We start from the raw sequence: 19,258 nt of genomic DNA, 5'->3' as shown, positions 1-19,258 counted from the left end.
CAACGAACCAAACTCAAGGACAAGTGTTACCCAGCTTGGTATACAACTGACTCAGATTTATTTCCGATGGAAAACCCGCTGGCACATTACCGGAACTGTAACCCGCCACCTGCAAATCTTTCAGGAACTGATTGTTGATATATTTAGTGCTGAACGAACCCAAACCATTAAAGTAATAATCGGTTAATGAAATTGGATCCAATGCCATTGCACCGCGATAATTATTACCATCGTTTTGATCATCCCATCCCCAGGGCGTATTAGCAGAATTGCTACTGCAGGTTTTCAAACCAGAGCCACAACCGCCGCCAGTATTACCTTTAAAAGTGCCGAAGCTATTAAATGTTTGTGCTGATGCACTCGCTACAGGTGCCTCCATTAATGCACGCGCCCACAGACCATTACTCTTGGTCATACTCACCAATGTGTAATATACCGAGCGATCATTACCTGACGAAGGAACTTCGCTGATTGTGCGCGATGGAAAATAAATAATGCCGTCCTGATTATTCGCGCCGGTAAAGTTGTTGATATAAGGCCAGGCTTTTAATCCATGCCCTTTCGCTTCCTGCGCCAGACGCGCACGATTTGAACCATCGAAGTTGGTAAAGGTAATGCTGCCGTCGATTGTTTCACTGCCATTAGTTAACGGGCTTCCCGCAGGAGTGAAGGAGAAAAAATCTTTATGGAAAACCGTCATCACGCCTTCAAGCACGCCATAAGTCGATCCATTTTTGCGCACAATAAATAATGCGCCTTCCATATCGTTCTCATGCTCCTGATCAAAAGCAGTATCACTCCAATCGCGCGGATGGAAAAAACCGTAAATAATAAAATAGTGACTGCAACTTTCTGTCACCGAGAAATAAACCTTGGCGGACAAATCTCCGGTCGCAAGGTTTTCCCAATTATTGGTCGACACCCAATCCGAGTCGTAATCTATCGCCGTAATATATTCAGCGGGATAATTGGAACTGTCGGTGTCCTGATAATGAATCGGTGCATGGTGATACACGAGGTCATCATAAAAAGCAGCATTCACACCTGACGCAGAAAACACCAGCGCCAATATCGTAAGCATTTTTTTATTAAGCATTATTTCGTCTTCTCCCTGGTTCGGTGGATGGCAAAACGCCACGCGCAACTCTAGGAGCCAAACATGTAAAGCTTGTTACTTTTTAATGAAGCTTATGTGCAGAATTAATGACACTTTCCCCCACAGCAATTCTCGTAATAACTATCACGTGCCACGAAAAATCCGGCGCTCGCAAGGGAGCCAGGAAAGGAGATTTAGTGAAGGGCGAGCTGCTTCTGAACGCCGGGCGTTCACCCGGCAAAAAAAGCAGCTCGTTTTTAGCTACCAAACCGCGCAACCAGCGTGTTCAGCTCAGTGGCGAGGCGCGCCAGCTCCTGTGCTGAAGCGCTGGTCTGGTTGGCACGGGCAGCAGATTGGGTGGAGAGGTCGCTGACCTTGATGATGTTGCGATCCACTTCGCGTGCGACTGCCGCTTGCTCTTCCGAAGCGCTTGAGATGAGTAAAATGAAGCAGCTCAAGCGCACTTTTAGCGCCCGCTTGCTTTATAATCGCCGCCTTTTTACCCCAATCAGCCACTGCGCCGTCCCTTAGCAGCGGTTGCTGCACCTAGCCAGGCACAACACCCATGCATTTTGTCGTTAAAGTTTTTTCCGAAATCATCATCAAAAGCCCGCCGGTGCGTAAGCGCTTTATCAAGCAACTGCGCGATAACCTGCGCATATTGCTGGGCAACCTGGGCGTTGATATTGATGTCCAGCGCGATTGGGAAAAGATTGAAATTCGCTGTCCGGATGCCGATGAGCAAGTGGTCGCCCAGGTATCCGACGTGCTGGCGCGCACCCCCGGTATCGCCAACTTTGCGCTGCTGAACGACTACCCGCTCGGCGATCTGGACTCGATTTTCCAGCACACCTTACGTCACTGGCGCGATGGTATCGCCGGCAAAACATTTTGCGTGCGCGCCAAACGCGTGGGCAAGCATCCATTTACCTCGGTGGAAGTGGAGCAATATGTCGGTGGCGGTTTATTGCAACATTCGGATGCCAAAGGTGTCAGCTTGCACAAACCCGACGTCATAGTTCCGCTTGAAATCAAAGGCGAGCGCGTATGGGTGCTGACCAGCAAAACCCAAGGGCTCGGTGGATTTCCACTCGGCGCACAGGATCCGGTGCTGTCGCTGATCTCGGGTGGATTCGACTCCACCGTCTCCACTTATTTATGCATCAAGCGCGGTCTGCGCGCGCACTATTGCTTCTTTAACCTCGGCGGACGCGCACACGAAATCGGCGTAAAAGAAGTGGCCTATTATTTGTGGAATAAATACGGCGCATCACATCGCGTTAAATTTGTCACCGTGCCATTTGAAGATGTGGTGCGCGAAATTCTCGAAAAAGTCGACAACCCGTACATGGGTGTCACACTCAAGCGCATGATGTTGCGCGCAGCGGAAAAGGTCGCCGAGTCGCTGGAAATTCCTGCGCTCGTTACCGGCGAAAGTGTTGCGCAGGTTTCCAGCCAAACATTGGTTAATTTGAACGTAATTGATCGCGCGATTGATATGATCGTGTTGCGGCCACTCGCCACCATGGACAAGGGCGACATCATTAATCTCTCGCGCAAAATCGGCACTGAAAGTTTTGCCGCGAGCATGCCGGAATATTGCGGCGTGATTTCGGTTAACCCAACCACGCGTGCGAAATTGCACAAAGTGGAATATGAAGAATCGCGTTTTGATATGGCGGTATTGGAACGCGCGATTGAAGAACGCCGCGCGCAAAACATTGATGAGATAGTTGACGAGCTGGATGCAGATTTATCCGTGCCGATGGTAGGCGAAGTCAACGCACAGGATGTGATTATCGATATTCGCCATCCCGATGAGCAAGAAGCCAATCCACTAAAATTGGCTGGAATTGATATCCTCGCGATTCCGTTTTACTCGCTCAATAATCAATTCAACAATTTGGATGTGAGCAAGCAATATTATTTGTATTGCCAAAAAGGTGTGATGAGCCAATTGCATGCGGCCAACTTGAAAGATGCGGGCCATTTAAATGTGGGGGTTTATCGCCCTGAACCTAAGAGTGCCTGCACTATTTCATGAGTTCAGCTGCACTGACAACACAGAAGGAGCGACTCGTCGAATTTGATTACCTGCGCGGTCTGGCAATTGTCATGATCGTACTCGGGCACTCTATTTTTCTTGCACAGCCGGTGTTTCCACTTTTGTTGGAAAATTTATTGCGCGGCGGTACCGGCCTGTTTGTTTTTATCTCCGGCTTTTTCTTTCATCGGGTGTTCTACGCACGTTTTGACTACAAGAAGTTTATTGCAAAAAAAGCTAGCGCCTTACTCTTTCCCTTTTTAACCATTTCTCTTGTTGCTTTAACCATCCGCATGCTGGGCTGGTGGCAAGACGGATTGGATTGGCAACAAAACCTGCTCAATACCTGGTACACCATCCGCAACGGTTACGTGCTTTACCCGCACTGGTATATCCCATTTATTTTGCTCACTTTTTTGTGCTCGCCATTACATATCGCTTATATCCGCACCCATCTTCCAATGAAAATAGTTGTACTGGTTCTTTTCGCGTTTATCGCTGTATTAATGCATCGCCCGGAATCCAATTCCAACTTTTTACAGTCGCTGATTTATTTCACACCCTACTATTTACTCGGAATTGTATTTTCACAGTACGAACAATCCTTGCGTCGCTGGCACTGGCCCCTGCTCATTATCAGCTTGCTGGTAGTTGCAGCTACCGCTCTCGCACAAACCTACCTGTGGGTACACATCGGCAACTACCACACCGCCGCGTTTCATTACGACGGCTGGGATCTGCAATTTATCCAAAACCTGTTCGGTTGCATCGCCATGCTTGCACTCTGCCACCATGTAAGCTGGCCATGGCTGCAACAACACCTACGCTGGCTAGCCGAACTGAGCTTCCCGATATTTTTTATCCATCCGCTGCTGACAATTGCTCTGGAAAATATTGCCGCACTTGAAGTGATGAAACCCTTTTTCCCTGTACCGGATGTAGGCACCAGTTTACTGGTTTTTGCGGTGGTATTTTTGGTGCAGTTTTATGGATCGGCGGGAATTGCCGTTTTGATTCGTGCTGCATTTAAAAAGAACAGCAGATTTATTGTGGGGTAAGCAAGTCATGCGACTTGCTTACCTATCTGTGTAGAGTGTTCGTCTTTACTCTTTGGTGCCGGCCTCGTAGGACGCAATGGTGGCTTTTAGTTGATCAGCAAAATTAAAAATATCATCAATGCTTTCAATTTGCTGAATCAGCTCTTCCTTCTTCTCATTGAAAATCCCTAATCGAAGATTTTGTGTGTTATTAAAACGTAATCTACAAATAGGCTTTCGATTGTTATCGTCAAGCAAAATCGCGCAATAACTTTGCGCATCTCGCATAACAATACGTTTAGCACTAACAAATTCTCGTAAAACTGCCCTTACAAGATGAAATCCTTCTAATTCTTCAGCTGACGTGACTATCTGTGGCTCGTCAGCGCTTTCCGCTACAGGAATTATTGGTGTAGTTTGTTCGATAATGGTGGCCACATCCGGAGTCATTGCACCCTTCAGCCGATCATTTATAGAACCAAGCGCTTCAGTTATTGGCATTCCTAATTTGCGTCAAAATCATACATATCAAGTCATATGGAGTTTAACTATAAATTGGGATATATCCATTACACGGGCCTACACCCAATTCTCCACCTTCAATCCCTCAACTCGTAAAAACTCCTTTTCGTTATTCGTTACCAGCACCCAATTTTGTGAGCGAGCATGAGCGGCTAGCCATAAATCATTGTTGCCGATAACTTGCCCCGTTTTTTGTAGTTGCGCCCGAATTTCACCGTAATGCGTGGCAACCTCTTCTGAAAGTACTTCAATATTCAGCAGGTTGACCAAGTCATTAATTACTGCCACTGCCTGTTTTTTGGCACGACTCTTTTCAGCCCCAAAACGCAACTCGCCCAGAGTAATAACAGACATAGCCAATTCATTAGCCGAGTGTTGCGCAAAGCGTTCACGTACGGAAAGAGGGTTATGTTTAGCGATATAAATGCAGATATTCATATCAAGCAAGTAACGTGTGGTCATAGATAGTCCTTTAAAAATCTTCCCTTTCTTGAGGTGGCAGGTCGTCCCGGTCTTGCTCCACAAAATCGATTGGAAGCCGGGTAAGGGCATCAAATATAGCCCCGGCATTGGGGGTGACAGCACGTAAGACGATTTCATCACCGCGCCGGAAGATTTCAACCTGGTCAACATCAAAACGAAATTCTTTGGGGAGCCTTACGGCCTGGCTGTTCCCCGACTGAAAAACACGGGCAAGTGTCATGACTCTATCTCCGTGGCGTATTTACATGCAGTATATACATGAAGTCTTTACACTGACAGCTTAAATTTTCACCAATAGAGCTGCCGTAAGCATATCCGTGCAAAACACATTTATGACAATCATGACGTTGCGACAGGATGTGGAACATCAGATTCCAGGCCTGGGGCGGAGGGCAGAGAAGGCAAAAATATTGTTGATGTACCTTTATCAACGACTAATGATCAGCGTTAATGAAGCGGCAGAAATCCTCGAAGGAAGCCATCAAGTGGCGAATGCGCTGGTTAAGCAACTTGAAGAATTGGGCATCCTGAAAGAGGCAACTGGATATGGTAGGAACAGGATTTACCTCTTTGAGCGTTATTTCGCACTTTTCATGCGTTAACCTGTTTGATGAGCTTACGCGAGCTCCATATGTAAAATTACTGGAGTTTTTTTACATACACTTATTTATATGTAATGTTACCAGCAGTTTTCACGAAAGATTTTATCGGTATTGCCCTTATTAAATCGAACAATGTTTTCCAGCATTATCCAAGTGACTATATTTTCGCCAATCCGTCCTCGTTAGCCATATCCCTGTCATGCCTTCATAGGTATAATGCGCGCCTTTTTACGCTTCCCCATTTGCCTTACATCAGGCGCATACCCAAGAGAAATCCCACAGTGACAGATCAATCAGCTATCGAAAAACTGCGCAATATCGCCATTATCGCCCACGTTGACCACGGTAAAACCTCTATGGTTGACCAGTTGTTGCGTCAATCCGGCACCCTCGACCGTCGCGATGAAAGCGCGGAACTGATCATGGATAGCAATGACCAGGAGCGCGAGCGCGGCATTACCATCCTGGCCAAGAATACCGCAATCAAGTGGAACGACTATCGCATCAACATCGTGGATACCCCCGGCCACGCCGACTTCGGCGGTGAGGTAGAGCGTGTATTGTCGATGGTTGACTCGGTATTGTTGATTGTGGACGCCGTTGGCGGCCCAATGCCACAAACCCGTTTCGTTACCTCAAAAGCGTTCGAACAAGGTTTGAACCCGATTGTGGTTATCAACAAGATTGACCGTCCGGGCGCACGCCCTGAGTGGGTTGTTGACCAGGTATTTGATTTGTTCGACCGCTTGGGTGCAACTGAAGAGCAGCTCGATTTTCCCATCATTTATGCTTCTGCATTGAATGGTGTTGCCGGCCTGTCACCCGATGACATCGCTGAAGACATGACCCCCTTGTTCCAAATGATTGTCGATAAAGTGAAGCCGCCCCAGGTTGACCTGGACGGCGCCTTCCAAATGCAAATCTCTGCGCTGGATTACAGCAGCTATGTGGGCGTTATCGGTATCGGCCGTATCACCCGCGGCAGCCTGTCGCCCAACCAGCAAATCGTGGTGGTTGACCACGAAGGCAACACCCGCAAAGCCAAAGTACTGCAAGTAATGGGCTACCACGGCCTGCAACGTATCGAGACTGACAAAGCCTACGCGGGCGATATCGTCTGTATTACCGGTGTAGATAAACTGGGCATCTCCGATACCCTGTGCAGCCCGGATTGCATCGAAGCATTGCCAGCCCTGTCGATCGACGAGCCGACCGTAAGCATGACCTTCCAGGTAAACGATTCACCGTTTGCCGGTAAAGAAGGCAAGTATGTTACCAGCCGTAATATCAAAGACCGCCTGGATCAGGAATTGATTGCCAACGTGGCACTGCGTGTGCAGCAGGGCGAAACCCCGGACAAATTTATCGTCTCGGGCCGCGGTGAATTGCATCTGTCAGTACTCATCGAAAACATGCGTCGCGAAGGCTACGAGCTGGGCGTTTCACGTCCTGAAGTGGTACAAAAAATCGTTGATGGCGTGATCCACGAGCCGTTCGAGCAAGTGGTGATCGACGTTGAAGAAGAGCATCAAGGTAAAGTGATGGAAGAACTCGGCCTGCGCAAAGGCGAGCTGAACAATATGGAGCCGGATGGCAAAGGCCGTATCAAGCTGGAATTCCTCTGCCCATCCCGTGGTTTGATCGGTTTCCGTGGCCAGTTCCTGACCATGACGTCCGGTTCCGGCATCATGACCAGTATTTTTGATCACTACGGCCCGGTAAAAGAAGGCGAAGTAGCCAAACGTCAAAACGGTGTACTGATCTCTATGGTGAAGGGCAAAACCCTCGCCTACGGTTTACACCCGCTGCAAGAACGTGGCCGTTTGTTCTACGGTGCGGGTGTTGAAGTATATGAAGGTCAAGTGGTGGGTATTCACTCGCGCAACAATGATCTGGTAGTAAACCCAACCAAAGCCAAGCAATTAACCAACGTTCGTGCTTCCGGTACTGACGATGCGCTGACCCTGTCACCGCCAATCCGTCACACCCTGGAACAGGCGCTGGAATTTATTGAAGATGACGAGTTGGTAGAAGTAACTCCGCTCAGCATTCGTGTGCGCAAAAAATTGCTCACCGAAAACGAGCGTAAGCGCGGCAAAAAAGCGTAACGATTACCAAGCTTCATAATCGTTATGCGATAAAAATCCCCAGCGTGAAAACGATGGGGATTTTTTTTGGAATCAAGACACTCATTCTCAGGGTGCTCCGGTAGAAGTTTTCACGACCGTCGCAACATCGAGCCTACAGGGATGTATTCACGGCGTGTCGTGAAGGCTTCTGCCGGAGCGCCCAAGCACCAACGAAATTTTCACAATGGATATTAATTTAATTATTTCCCTGCTCGCGCTCGGCGCCTGCACCGGATTATTCGCCGGCCTGTTTGGTATTGGCGGCGGCGGCATTATGGTGCCGATACTAACGCTGCTATTTGTGCAGCACCAATTTCCCGCTGAACATATTTTACATATGGCGCTGGCAACATCGATGGCTGCGATTGTGCCAACTGCAATTGCGAGCTTGCGTGCGCATCACAAACACAAAGCGGTGTTGTGGCCGGTGGTAATAAAAATTACCCCGGGGATTTTGCTTGGCACTTTCGCCGGTACTTTTTTGGCGAGTTATTTATCCGCAAAACCGCTGGCAATTTTTTTCTCATGCTTTATGGCATTGGTCGCGCTGCAAATGGTGCTTAATCGCAAGCCAAAACCAACACAGCAATTACCAGGCAGCTTAGCAACGGCGGCAGCAGGCTCAGGTATAGGTGCGATCTCGGCATTGGTTGCAATTGGCGGTGGTACACTCACAGTGCCGTTTTTAGTGTGGTGTAATATCGCATTGCCCGTCGCGATTGGGACATCTGCGGCAGTGGGTTTACCGATCGCCCTTGCTGGTGCAGCAGGTTATGTCGTTAACGGATGGAATATTACTGACCTGCCTGCATACACACTGGGTTATGTTTTTTGGCCTGCGGTATTATTGATGGCGGCGATGAGTTTTATCACCGCGCCACTGGGTGCAATGCTCGCGCATCGGTTACCGGTTAGTTTACTTAAAAAATTATTTGCGCTGTTATTAATTGGCTTATCGATACACATGCTGCTTACTGTCTTTGGCCACTAAAGAATGGTAATAAAAAAGGGCGAATGAAATAATCATCCGCCCCTTTTTTATTTCACCGGTTATCAGTGTGATGATTCAACTTCAGTGCCGCGATTCGATTCCACCAAGCGTTTGATTTTGGTGGAAAGCTCATCGAGCCGCATGGGTTTGCTGATGTAATCATCCATACCTGCGGCCAGGCAGCGATCGCGATCTTCTTTTAATGCATTGGCAGTCATACCCAGAATTGGTGTGGGGCGTTTTTTATTTTTTGTTTCCATTTCTTTAATGATACGCGTTGCAGTCAAGCCATCCATACGCGGCATTTGTACATCCATCAAAATAATATCGAAGTTGGTGGATTGATAATACTTCACCGCGATTTCGCCGTTCTTGGCAATGACCACTTCACAACCTTCACTTTGCAAATAGTCGAGCACCGCAATAATATTGCCTTCGTAATCCTCTGCAACCAAAATTTTCAGGCGATCTTTGCTGTCAATTTTATCAGTAAGTGTATGCTCGCTGCCAAATAATTCTACCTCATTCGATTGCGCTTGTTTGCACGGCAGAGGCAACGACACCTTAAAATTACTGCCCAAGCCCAGCTTGCTGGTAACAACAATTTCGCCGCCCATCAATTCCACAATGCTTTTACAAATCGATAATCCCAAACCGGTACCACCATAAAGGCGCGAGGTGCTGCTATCAGCCTGGATGAATTTTTCAAAGATAGAATTCAATTTGCTTTCATCAATACCAATACCTGAATCGATCACCTCAAAGGTAAGGATTTTTATTTCAGGATGCTCGCTATCGTTAATGCTGGCGAACAAATTAACGAAGCCGCGCTCGGTAAATTTGATTGCATTATTCACCAGATTAAACAGGATTTGTTTGATCTTGGTTTTATCGCCCTGAAAGACATAATCCTTGGTCGCCAGATAATTGATACCTAACTGCAGACTTTTCTCGGTTGCCTTGACAGACATAATACTGCGCACGTCTTCAACCAATTCTGCCACTTTGAAGGGTGCCAGCTCCAATAAATATTCGTTTGCTTCAATTTTGCTGATGTCGAGCAAATCATTAATCAGGCTAAACAGCGAATCCGAACTGACTTCCAAATTGTAAATCAACCGGCGCTGATCTTCGGTCAGTGTCGTATCGCGATTTAGCACCTGGATAATGGAAATAATTGCGCCCAAGGGAGTACGCAATTCATGGGACATATGCGAAAGGAAATCAGTTTTTGCTTTGTTTGCGATATCAGATTGGATCTTGCTATTTTCCAAAATAATTTGCGCAATAGATTCAGCTGTTTCAATATCCAGAAATGACCAGTTTTTACTGCGCCCTTGCACAGTGGTTTGCCATAACTCAAATGAACTGCGTGGTGTCAACCGATAACCGGCTTTAGTTTGCTCGATAGGTTTTTCCGGATTGCCCGCCCAATTAACACTTTCGGCTCTCGCTTTGCGAAACCAAATGGCAATATCTTCGCTATAAACGCCGATAGGTACAAAAAGCAATCCACCGCTAAGGTTTTTTAACACTTCATCGTGCTGAAAATAATCGCCCACAAAGCTGGTATGCACCACCGTCTTGTTGCCAAACTTTCGATACCAGGCCGCCAAGCGATCAAGATATTCCTGTTCAAATGTTTCGCCGAAGTACCAGAATTTCCCATCGGAAAAAATCGCTATGCCGTCGGCATCAAGTGCTTGCAAAGCAATCTCGCTATTTTTTGCAATAGTATTTTCAAAGGTGTCAAGGCTGGTGGTTAGCGATAATTTTTCGATTAACAATTTGCGCACTTCATGGCGCTGGTTGTCGACTGAACGGCGCATAGTGGTCAGTTTAGCGGAAAAAATATGTGCAATAATTTCGCACAGCACGCGAATACTATGGGGAATATGCAAGCTGGCTGTGTGATGGCAAGCAATCAAACCCCACAATTTATTGTCCTGCATAATGGAAATAGACATGGATGCTTCCACGTCGATATTTTCCAGATACTGGATGTGGATAGGGGAAACGCTGCGCAACACCGAGTAACTCATATCAAGCGGTTTATGCGAACCTTCAACCAGCGGTGGATAAAGCGGCGATGGACGATAGCGAATATCAGGAATAAGACGCAAATAATTAATGCTGTACAAGCGGCGCGCTTGCTCGGGAATATCACTGGCGGGAAAATTCAAACCGAGGTAGCTGGGCATATGCTCAGTGCGATTTTCCGCAACGACTGCGCCATTCCAGGATTCATCAAATTTATACAGTTTTACCCGATCAAACCCGGTAATACTCCGCACATGGGCAACCATCAAATCATATAGCGATTCAACATCGTAAGCTTTTTGCGCGGCAATCGAATAATTGCGCAGGTCTTCATAGACTTTTTGTAGCGCATCTTTACGCGTACCATCAATTTTGGGTTCAAACTCAATCACTTTATAGTGTCGGGAAAAATGCACCACCGCATCGTACGATTTCCCCGCAAGCTCTACCGAAGTGAATTTGTAGGGTGCAAGATCCGCTTCACGAATTGCCTCGTTAATCGTTTGCAAATTTTCAATACCGATAATATCGGCCAAATGCTTTCCTACACACGCCTGTGCACTTACCCCCAAATGCTCGCTAACATTTTCACTCACCTGAATAATTTCTTCTGAGGTGTCGCTGGTGACCAACATTAAACCATGCGGCTGAATGCAATTAGGCATATGTATAGGTTCATTGGCGCATTGTTGCAGCGCCGCTTCCAATTGCTCTTCAGTGAGCTGTTCACGTGGAATATGCAGATTACCTTGATCCATTTTCCCCTCCCGAGGTAAATGATTGCGAAAATAAGTGATGGAGGATTAAAAAGTGCGTTCGCGCGCTGGATACTACGGAATCTGCATTAATATCAGGTTCGAGTTGTGCGAGGAAGGCGAGAAATTCTTTCCAATTATCACCGGTGTTACTACCCGAGCCATTGAAAAAGAACTGTGATTCACCGGGCTCAAATCCCAGTTTTTTTAGCTGCTTACTAATGACTTGGCCACCTAAGGTGGACCCCTGTTTTACATATAAATATCCCAGGTAACTTTCCAGCGTCTGTGCGATGGCGTACTTAGCTGCCGCATGTTCATAAGCAGAGGCTAATGGTGGAAATGGTTCGCCCAAGATTGCAAAGTCTTTACGCAGCCATTCCAGCGGTTTTACCTCGTGGGTAAAGCGACACTCAGGTGGAATAAATTCAAAGAAAGCCTCGGTACGACGGTAAAATTGAAAAAAATTCTGCAGCACCCGCAGGTAATCTGCTTTGGAGCCATATTCACTCATCATCTTATTCATACTGCTATCGCGATGCAGTAATTGATGGATATCGTCGGTCTCCTGCCGCAAACGCTGGCGCAAAGGCACAGAGGCAAGGGGAGCCACTACAGAGGTCAGGGTCATATAGCCTCAATGGAAAAAAGGAGGGAGATTATTATTGTTTGGTGCAGTAAGTAAGGAAAGTTCCTATATTACGAAAAGCTGGATCTACACGCCAGTCATCACAATAACATGCTATGCAAGAAGGAATTAAAAAGGGGATATTTACGCTACCTGGTTTTAATTAAAAATCGGTTTAACCGAATAAAAACAGACATTCAGCTTTTGGTTTTTATCAATTCTGCCAATGCAGAAATATGATCCGCACGATCATTTAATGCGGCAATGTAGTGATAACTTTCGCCACCCGCCTCCATAAAGGTGTGGCGATTTTCCACCGCTAATTCTTCCAGGGTTTCCAGACAGTCGGCGCTGAATGCCGGCGATAAAATCGCAACCTGCTTTATCCCTTCTGCCGGCAAATTTTTCAGGGTTTCATCAGTGTAGGGTTTTAACCATTCGGCGTAACCAAAGCGCGATTGGAAGCTGGCGATATAATCATTTTTATCGAGCCCTAATTTTTCTGCCACCAGACGCGTGGTTTTAATACAAAAACAATAATAGGGATCGCCCAAATCGAGATTGCGTTTGGGAGTGCCGTGATAGGAGAAAATAATTTTTTGCGGTTTGCCAATTTTTTCAATGTGTTCACGAACCGAGTTAGCGAGTGCGTCGATATATAAAGGTTCATCACAATAATTATTAATGAAATGCATTTCCGGCACCCAGCGCCAGCGGATCAATTCTTTTGCTATGGCATCAAAACTGGAACCGGTAGTCGGTGCGGCGTATTGTGGATAAAGTGGCAGCACAATAATTTTGCGCGCCCCTTCTTTTTGTAATTCGCGTAAACCGCTGGCAATAGAAGGGTTACCGTAACGCATGCCGAGTTTTACACTGAAATCACTGCCCAATTGTTCCTGGATTGCCCGTTGCTGCTGTTTACTTATCACCAGCAACGGTGAGCCTTCACTGGTCCAGACTGATTGATACAACTTCGCCGATTTTTTCGGGCGCACCCGTAAAATAATGCCGTGCAAAATAACCATCCATGCCAAACGAGGAATTTCAATTACGCGTGGATCAGATAAAAATTCCCGCAGGTAGCGGCGTAAAGCCGATGCGGTAGGGGCATCCGGGGTACCGAGATTGGTGAGTAAAACACCGACCTTGGAATCAGGTTTTCCGGCCGCATGAAATACCGGGTCTATATCGTAATTAAGGGCAGTGTATTTGTTCATGCTGGTTTTGGTCATGCTGGTTTTGGTCATGCTGAGTTTGCTCATGCTAGTTCCGCGAATTATTGCCCCGGTATCAACGTGGGCACAACATACCTGCAGATGCGGTGGAAATCCAGCTGCAGGTTGAAACGGCTGCTGGCGGCAGCATCAGGGATTGAGAAAGTCACCGCTCGCGATAAATTCCAACTGCGCACTGGCTTGTTGATAAGCGTAGACCCAAACAGATAACTGTTCGCCCACATCCGTTAACACAGTGACTTTTTGCCGCCGGTATTCCTGCTCGGGCAGTGCGGGAAAAGTGCACTCTTCATAGGCATCCAATGTAGCGAGCTGTTCTGTCGACGCAAGCTGGTAGACCTCACCCATTACCCAATCCGCATCATCATCAATGACCAATGCCGGGTAATAACTGACCTTGAATAATTTGCCCTTGATTTTTGCCGGTGCAATAAAATTGGCACCGGACAGATATTTATCATGCGCACCGGTGGAGCAAGCGCGACGCAAAGTCCCATACACAAAAATACATTCATTGAGCATCAACTTATTCACTCACAAAGAAAAACTCCCACAGCAGCGGGAGTTGGGGGAAGAGGCAAATGATGGAAAAGGCACAAACGTGAGAAGGACGCAAAAGCAAGAGGGCGCAGCAAGCGGCGCCCCTACGTTATTGCGGTGATAATTGGTAAATATTACTTTTCACTTCGTCGGTAAGCAAATACACCAATCCATCCGGCCCCTGCACTACATGACGCAGGCGTTGATCTAATTCTTTGGCGAGCAAACGCTCTTCCCTGGTAATTTTCTCGCCATCGACAACCAGACGCACCAGGGTTTTATCCCTTAAGCTGGCGAGCAAAATATTATTTTTCCACCGGGGAAATTTGTCACCGGTGTAAAAAATAAAACCGGCTGTTGCAATAGAAGGCACCCATTTGTAGTTGGGTTGCTCCATGCCGGTTTTTTGTGTGCCTTCGCCAATTTTTCCACCGCCATAATTTTCACCGTAGGTGATGACTGGCCAGCCATAATTTTTTGCTGCGCGATCAATATTTAATTCATCACCACCTTGTGGGCCATGCTCGCCAGTCCATAATTCTTTGGTGATGGGATTGATCGCCGCGCCTTGCATATTGCGGTGACCGTAAGACCAAATCTCTGGTAATGCACCCGGTGTTTTTACAAATGGATTATCTTTGGGGGCGGTACCGTCAGCATTAATGCGAACAACTTTACCTTGATGATTATCGAGGGTTTGTGCTTTATCTTTTTCGCTGTAACGATCGCCGAGCGTAATAAACAATGTGCCGTCCGGCGCCCACACCAGGCGAGAACCAAAATGATTGGTGCTATCAATCTTGGGTTTCTGGCTGAATACGCGTGTCACATTTTCCAATTTATTGCCGTTGAGCGTGGCAAAACTGACCGCAGTGCTATTCAAACTGCCTTCACCCGGCTCTGAATAACTGAAATAGATTTTTTTGCTGGTGGCAAAATCCGGCGCGAGCACCACATCCAGCAAGCCACCCTGGCCTTGCGCAACTATTTTTGGCAAACCACTTAAAGGCGTACCTAATTTTCCATCGGCACTGACAATGCGCATCCGGCCTGGACGTTCGGTTACCAGCATGCTGCCATCTGGTAAAAATGCCATGCCCCAGGCATTCTCCAAACCCTGTACAACCGTTTTCACTTGAAAATTAGCGGCTTCACTGGTGATGCTGATAGTCTTGCCAGTGCTACCTTGCGCTGCCGCAAAGGGTGCGATAGCGGCAAAACATAAGGCGAGGTTGAGAGTACGAAGTTTCATGCGGAGCTCCTGATAGATTTTTATCAGGTTAACAAGCGTATAGCGGGAGAGCAATTCAAGCTTTGTTAAGCATGAGGAAGAGTTGCCTCGGGCTCATGTGCATACTTTTCTTTCATGAGATTTAAAAAGTGTTTGAGGCTTTTGTTATCGCTCGTCTCAAATGTTTCATCGGTTACCATAATGGATTGGATTCGATCGAGGCGGAAGGTGCGGTAATCAACGCGCAGGTGACACCAAGCCACCAGCGTCCATACCTTACCCCAAAAAATCAGGCCGAGCGGTTCAATGGTGCGCGAACTTTGCTGTTCATCTGCGCGCACATAATCAATCGCAACCCGTTGGCGCAAGCGAATGGCCTCACGCATCGGCTGGCTGTGCGCGGTGTAATATTTTTGTACTTCTTCCATATTGGGCACCAGCAGCGGCAGGTTTTCATCGCTGTGGCGTAGATGGTCCGGTAGCACTGCAAGGATTTTCTGGATCGCCTGATTGGCATGAATCGCCATATCGGTATCGCCCCAACTGCTCACCATGCGCGCACCGAGCAACAGCGCCTCAACTTCTTCGCGGTCAAACATCAGCGGCGGCAACTGGTAACGATGCGACAGGCGATAACCCACCCCGGCCTCTCCTTCAATAGGCACGCCCGAGAGGCTGAGCGATTGGATATCGCGGTAAATGGTGCGCTCGGAAACTCGCAAATGCTCGCTCATTTGCTTGGCGGTAAGCACGGTACGGCGGTTGCGCAACAAGGTGGTGAGCTGGAAAAGGCGTTCGGCGCGATGCATAAGAGGCTCGGGATAAAGTACTGAATCGGTGATGGATGCGCTATGCTAGTGAGCGCTCCTGACAGTTTATGTCAGCAAGCGTTTAAATGTTAGGCGACAGACGAGTCTCGCGCCCCCAAAGCGCCGTCGATTTGTGGCAACGTCCAGTTTTCATCGCGAAAAGTGAGCGCTTACGAGGCCTGCTGTGCTACCTTTATTGGACGCTAATCTCCGCGTGTCCCTATGTGGTTGATCCGAACAAGGCCAGTTTATGCAGATTTTTTATCCCGAGATAAAACCCTATCAGCGTCACCAAATCGCCGTAGAGCCACCCCATGAATTGTATGTCGATGAGTCCGGCAACCCGGATGGCATCCCCGTATTATTTGTACATGGCGGCCCGGGTGCAGGTTGCGGCAAATATGACCGCCGCTTTTTTGATCCGGAAATCTATCGCATTGTCTTGTTTGACCAACGCGGTGCAGGCCGCTCGCGTCCGCATGCCGAACTGGAAGGCAATACCACACAAAAATTGGTGGAAGATATAGAGGTTATCCGCACCGCACTCGGTATCGATAAATGGGTTTTGTTCGGCGGCTCATGGGGCTCTACCCTCAGCCTTGTCTACGCACAAAGCTATCCCGAGCGCGTGCTGGGTTTAATTTTGCGCGGCATCTTTCTCTGCCGCCGCGAAGATTTGCTCTGGTTCTACCAGGAAGGTGCCAGCCGTTTATTCCCCGATTACTGGGACGATTTTGTCGGCCAGATTCCCGAAACAGAACGCAATGACATAATCGGCGCTTACTATCGCCAACTGATCGGCGACAACCAGATCCAGCAAATGACCGCCGCCAAAATCTGGTCTTGCTGGGAGGGTCGCACTGCTACGCTCAAACCTTGCCAGGATGTTGTTGACTCCTTTACCGAACCGCATCGCGCACTGTCACTCGCGCGCATTGAAGCCCACTATTTTGTGAACGATGCGTTTTTGGAACACAACCAGATTTTGCGCGATGCCCATAAGCTCGCCGGCATTCCCGGCATGATTGTGCATGGCCGTTACGATGTCATTTGTCCGCTCGATAATGCCTACGCCCTGCACAAAGCCTGGCCAGGTTCCGAGCTGCAAATCATCCGCGAAGCGGGGCACGCCTCACGCGAACCCGGCATTGTGGATGCGCTGATTCGCGCAACCGACGATATGGCTAAAAACCTGCTCCATACCGGCGATCGATTGGCATAAACTTTTTTGCACAGCGGTAAAATAAAACGGAGCCACTTGGCTCCGTTTTATTTTGTAGCAGATTTTCCAGTCGCTTTTTGTAGAAGATAATTCGATGGTATGATCAAACCCGCAGGCTCAAGACCTGCCACAGCCAGATTCATTGGCAGTGAGAATAAACCATAAAACTGACGATCAGGCTGAGCACAAAATTAATAACATGCCGTACAGCCGCAGCGGAGCAGTGATCCATGTATGATGTAATCTTCAATACCCACGATGTCGTGCTGCTAATGACCGCGTACCAATGCATCCTCTTTGCATTGCTGCTGTTAACCATCAAGCGCGAAAAATATATCCGCAATGTTTTTCTGGCTGTCTTTTTGCTACAGCAAGCCGCTATTCCGCTCGATATTCTCATCAGCTTTGGTGCCGAGTTCCGCCATATCGCCATTGAGTGGTCGCCCGACCTGTTTTACGTATTTGGCTTCGGCTATTGGTTGGAAGGACCGCTGCTGCTGTGGTACACGCGCTCACTGATCTACAAAGATTATCATCTGCGCTTAAAAGACATTATTTATTTGCTACCGTTTATTGCCTACGCGGGCTATCAATTAATTTTTTATTACAGTCTCGATGTGAGCGATAAAAAAACTATCCAGGAACAATACGATTTGGCTGTCGCGCCGCAAATCATGAATTACGTTACGCTGTTCCGCGAATTATTCCGTGTTGCGCTGGGTGTTATCTGCCTGATTGAAATCAAACGCTACACACAACATATCCGCACCAATTTTTCTGATATCGACAAGATCGATTTAACCTGGCTAAAAATTCTGGTCATCGGCTTCCTGGCAATTCGCTCCTGGGCAGTATTAGTGGCAGCGATGATTATTCTTTCAATCAGTTTTGGTATCACCACCAACTTTGAAATCATGGGCTTGGCCGGCAACTACATCACTTTCTTGCTGGTGAGCATCCTGATCTTTTTTGGACTTGGGCATTCCAGTGTATTTGAAGGCTTGGAATTGCGCCCGCCACAAGAACCGGAAGCGGCAAAGGACGAACAGGAACCCGAAGGGCAAAAGGAAAAAATCAAACCGGAAATGATCGAACAATTAGCGCGCCATATGGAAACAGAGAAGCCTTATCTAACACCCGCATTAACTCTGGAAAAACTTGCGGGGCAATTGCGCCTGCAGCCGCGATTGCTGTCCAATATCATTAACAGACACTTTGATTGCAACTTCTTTGAGTTTATTAATTCCTATCGTGTGGAAGAAGCCAAACGTATGCTGGCCGATAAACAATACGCCGATAAAAATATGCTTGATATAATGCTGGATGTCGGCTTTAACAGCAAAGCCACTTTCAACACACTATTCAAGAAAAAAGCGGGCATGACGCCCAGCGAATACCGAAAATCAGTCAAGCCGCTTAACTAATGTTATTTATCAGGTCTATGTATGTTGGGTTTAATTCAGCGCGTCAAACAAGCATCCGTTACTGTCGATGGAAAAATCACGGGCGAAATACAACAGGGAATTTTATTACTACTTGGAATCCAAAAAAATGATACTGAAGAAACAGCGGATAAACTGATCGACAAAATTCTCGCTTACCGAATTTTTTCCGATGAAAACAAAAAAATGAATTGCAACGTCCAACAAATCGACGGCGGTATCTTGGTCGTATCCCAATTCACCCTTGCCGCCGACACCAAAAAAGGCCTGCGCCCCAGCTTCTCATCCGCTGCACCTCCCACCCAAGCCGAAGCCCTCTACGATTATTTTGTAGTGCAAATGCGTAGCAAATATCCGCAGATTGCAACCGGCATTTTTGCAGCAGATATGCAGGTGAGTTTGGTTAACGATGGGCCAGTTACGTTTCTGCTGGAAATGGAGTAAAAATA

At 47.5% G+C, this 19,258-nt stretch carries 19 protein-coding genes; 8 read left to right on the top strand and 11 right to left on the bottom strand.

Translation table 11 applies throughout. The annotated features are described in order from the left end of the window. Positions 1 to 13: 13 nt before the first annotated feature. Both AC1RJL_RS11155 and AC1RJL_RS11150 read right to left on the bottom strand, forming a co-directional pair. Positions 14 to 1,096: a hypothetical protein gene (locus AC1RJL_RS11155; RefSeq protein WP_492913942.1), complete on the bottom strand. Its 1,083-nt coding sequence runs from the start codon at positions 1,094 to 1,096 to the stop codon at positions 14 to 16. 257 nt (positions 1,097 to 1,353) lie between these two features. Beyond that, complete coding sequence (locus AC1RJL_RS11150; protein ID WP_492913940.1) at positions 1,354 to 1,554, bottom strand: hypothetical protein; 201 nt, start codon at positions 1,552 to 1,554, stop codon at positions 1,354 to 1,356. 107 nt (positions 1,555 to 1,661) lie between these two features. Between AC1RJL_RS11150 and thiI the strand changes: the two genes are divergently transcribed. Both thiI and AC1RJL_RS11140 read left to right on the top strand, forming a co-directional pair. Continuing rightward, the gene (gene thiI / locus AC1RJL_RS11145; protein WP_492913938.1) at positions 1,662 to 3,140 is read left to right on the top strand and encodes a tRNA uracil 4-sulfurtransferase ThiI; all 1,479 of its coding nucleotides are present in this window, start codon (positions 1,662 to 1,664) and stop codon (positions 3,138 to 3,140) included. Continuing rightward, positions 3,137 to 4,198 carry an acyltransferase gene (locus AC1RJL_RS11140; protein ID WP_492913936.1) on the top strand — a complete coding sequence of 354 codons (1,062 nt, stop codon included), beginning with the start codon at positions 3,137 to 3,139 and terminating at the stop codon, positions 4,196 to 4,198. Before thiI ends, AC1RJL_RS11140 begins: the two co-directional genes overlap by 4 nt. 45 nt (positions 4,199 to 4,243) lie before the next feature. On the opposite strand, the gene AC1RJL_RS11135 is transcribed toward AC1RJL_RS11140, so the two are convergent. The 3 genes from AC1RJL_RS11135 to AC1RJL_RS11125 all read right to left on the bottom strand — a co-directional run bounded on the left by AC1RJL_RS11135 (position 4,244) and on the right by AC1RJL_RS11125 (position 5,402). Continuing rightward, complete coding sequence (locus AC1RJL_RS11135) at positions 4,244 to 4,678, bottom strand: hypothetical protein (RefSeq protein WP_492913934.1); 435 nt, start codon at positions 4,676 to 4,678, stop codon at positions 4,244 to 4,246. 78 nt (positions 4,679 to 4,756) lie between these two features. Next, positions 4,757 to 5,161, bottom strand: coding sequence for a type II toxin-antitoxin system tRNA(fMet)-specific endonuclease VapC (vapC, locus tag AC1RJL_RS11130; protein ID WP_492913932.1), 405 nt, complete (start codon positions 5,159 to 5,161; stop codon positions 4,757 to 4,759). Between the two features lie 10 nt (positions 5,162 to 5,171). Further along, positions 5,172 to 5,402, bottom strand: coding sequence for an antitoxin (locus AC1RJL_RS11125; RefSeq protein ID WP_492913930.1), 231 nt, complete (start codon positions 5,400 to 5,402; stop codon positions 5,172 to 5,174). A gap of 112 nt (positions 5,403 to 5,514) precedes the next feature. On the opposite strand from AC1RJL_RS11125, the gene AC1RJL_RS11120 reads away from it, so the two are divergent. The 3 genes from AC1RJL_RS11120 (at position 5,515) to AC1RJL_RS11110 (ending at position 8,904) form a co-directional block, all read left to right on the top strand. After that, positions 5,515 to 5,784 (top strand): MarR family transcriptional regulator, encoded by a 270-nt coding sequence (locus AC1RJL_RS11120; protein ID WP_492913928.1) that lies wholly within the window; start codon positions 5,515 to 5,517, stop codon positions 5,782 to 5,784. Between the two features lie 281 nt (positions 5,785 to 6,065). Then, positions 6,066 to 7,892, top strand: coding sequence for a translational GTPase TypA (typA, locus tag AC1RJL_RS11115; protein ID WP_492913927.1), 1,827 nt, complete (start codon positions 6,066 to 6,068; stop codon positions 7,890 to 7,892). A 205-nt stretch (positions 7,893 to 8,097) separates the two neighbouring features. After that, complete coding sequence (locus AC1RJL_RS11110) at positions 8,098 to 8,904, top strand: sulfite exporter TauE/SafE family protein (RefSeq protein ID WP_492913925.1); 807 nt, start codon at positions 8,098 to 8,100, stop codon at positions 8,902 to 8,904. 62 nt (positions 8,905 to 8,966) lie between these two features. On the opposite strand, the gene AC1RJL_RS11105 is transcribed toward AC1RJL_RS11110, so the two are convergent. The 6 genes from AC1RJL_RS11105 to AC1RJL_RS11080 all read right to left on the bottom strand — a co-directional run bounded on the left by AC1RJL_RS11105 (position 8,967) and on the right by AC1RJL_RS11080 (position 16,145). Continuing rightward, complete coding sequence (locus AC1RJL_RS11105) at positions 8,967 to 11,702, bottom strand: ATP-binding protein (protein WP_492913923.1); 2,736 nt, start codon at positions 11,700 to 11,702, stop codon at positions 8,967 to 8,969. After that, positions 11,689 to 12,330 (bottom strand): biliverdin-producing heme oxygenase, encoded by a 642-nt coding sequence (locus AC1RJL_RS11100; RefSeq protein WP_492913921.1) that lies wholly within the window; start codon positions 12,328 to 12,330, stop codon positions 11,689 to 11,691. The genes AC1RJL_RS11105 and AC1RJL_RS11100 overlap by 14 nt, the downstream gene beginning before the upstream one ends. Before the next feature lie 194 nt (positions 12,331 to 12,524). Then, complete coding sequence (gene hemH, locus AC1RJL_RS11095) at positions 12,525 to 13,592, bottom strand: ferrochelatase (protein WP_492913919.1); 1,068 nt, start codon at positions 13,590 to 13,592, stop codon at positions 12,525 to 12,527. A 102-nt stretch (positions 13,593 to 13,694) separates the two neighbouring features. Further along, positions 13,695 to 14,099, bottom strand: coding sequence for a gamma-glutamylcyclotransferase family protein (locus AC1RJL_RS11090; protein WP_492913918.1), 405 nt, complete (start codon positions 14,097 to 14,099; stop codon positions 13,695 to 13,697). A 115-nt stretch (positions 14,100 to 14,214) separates the two neighbouring features. Further along, on the bottom strand, positions 14,215 to 15,357 hold the full coding sequence (locus tag AC1RJL_RS11085) for a PQQ-dependent sugar dehydrogenase (RefSeq protein ID WP_492913916.1): 1,143 nt from the start codon (positions 15,355 to 15,357) through the stop codon (positions 14,215 to 14,217). 65 nt (positions 15,358 to 15,422) lie between these two features. Then, positions 15,423 to 16,145, bottom strand: a complete 723-nt coding sequence (locus AC1RJL_RS11080) for a helix-turn-helix transcriptional regulator (RefSeq protein ID WP_492913914.1) — start codon at positions 16,143 to 16,145, stop codon at positions 15,423 to 15,425. A 250-nt stretch (positions 16,146 to 16,395) separates the two neighbouring features. On the opposite strand from AC1RJL_RS11080, the gene pip reads away from it, so the two are divergent. The 3 genes from pip (at position 16,396) to dtd (ending at position 19,253) form a co-directional block, all read left to right on the top strand. Next, positions 16,396 to 17,367: a prolyl aminopeptidase gene (gene pip, locus AC1RJL_RS11075; RefSeq protein ID WP_492913913.1), complete on the top strand. Its 972-nt coding sequence runs from the start codon at positions 16,396 to 16,398 to the stop codon at positions 17,365 to 17,367. Between the two features lie 230 nt (positions 17,368 to 17,597). Then, entirely contained in the window at positions 17,598 to 18,791 is a 1,194-nt protein-coding gene (locus AC1RJL_RS11070) for a helix-turn-helix domain-containing protein (protein WP_492913911.1), read from the top strand. A gap of 21 nt (positions 18,792 to 18,812) precedes the next feature. Then, positions 18,813 to 19,253, top strand: a complete 441-nt coding sequence (gene dtd, locus AC1RJL_RS11065; protein ID WP_492913909.1) for a D-aminoacyl-tRNA deacylase — start codon at positions 18,813 to 18,815, stop codon at positions 19,251 to 19,253. The last annotated feature ends 5 nt before the right edge of the window (positions 19,254 to 19,258 follow it).

The sequence above is a fragment of the Cellvibrio sp. GW822-FHT04B05 genome, from assembly GCF_058800985.1.
Note: the sequence above shows the minus strand (reverse complement) of the source record. Positions and strands in the feature narration are given on the sequence as shown.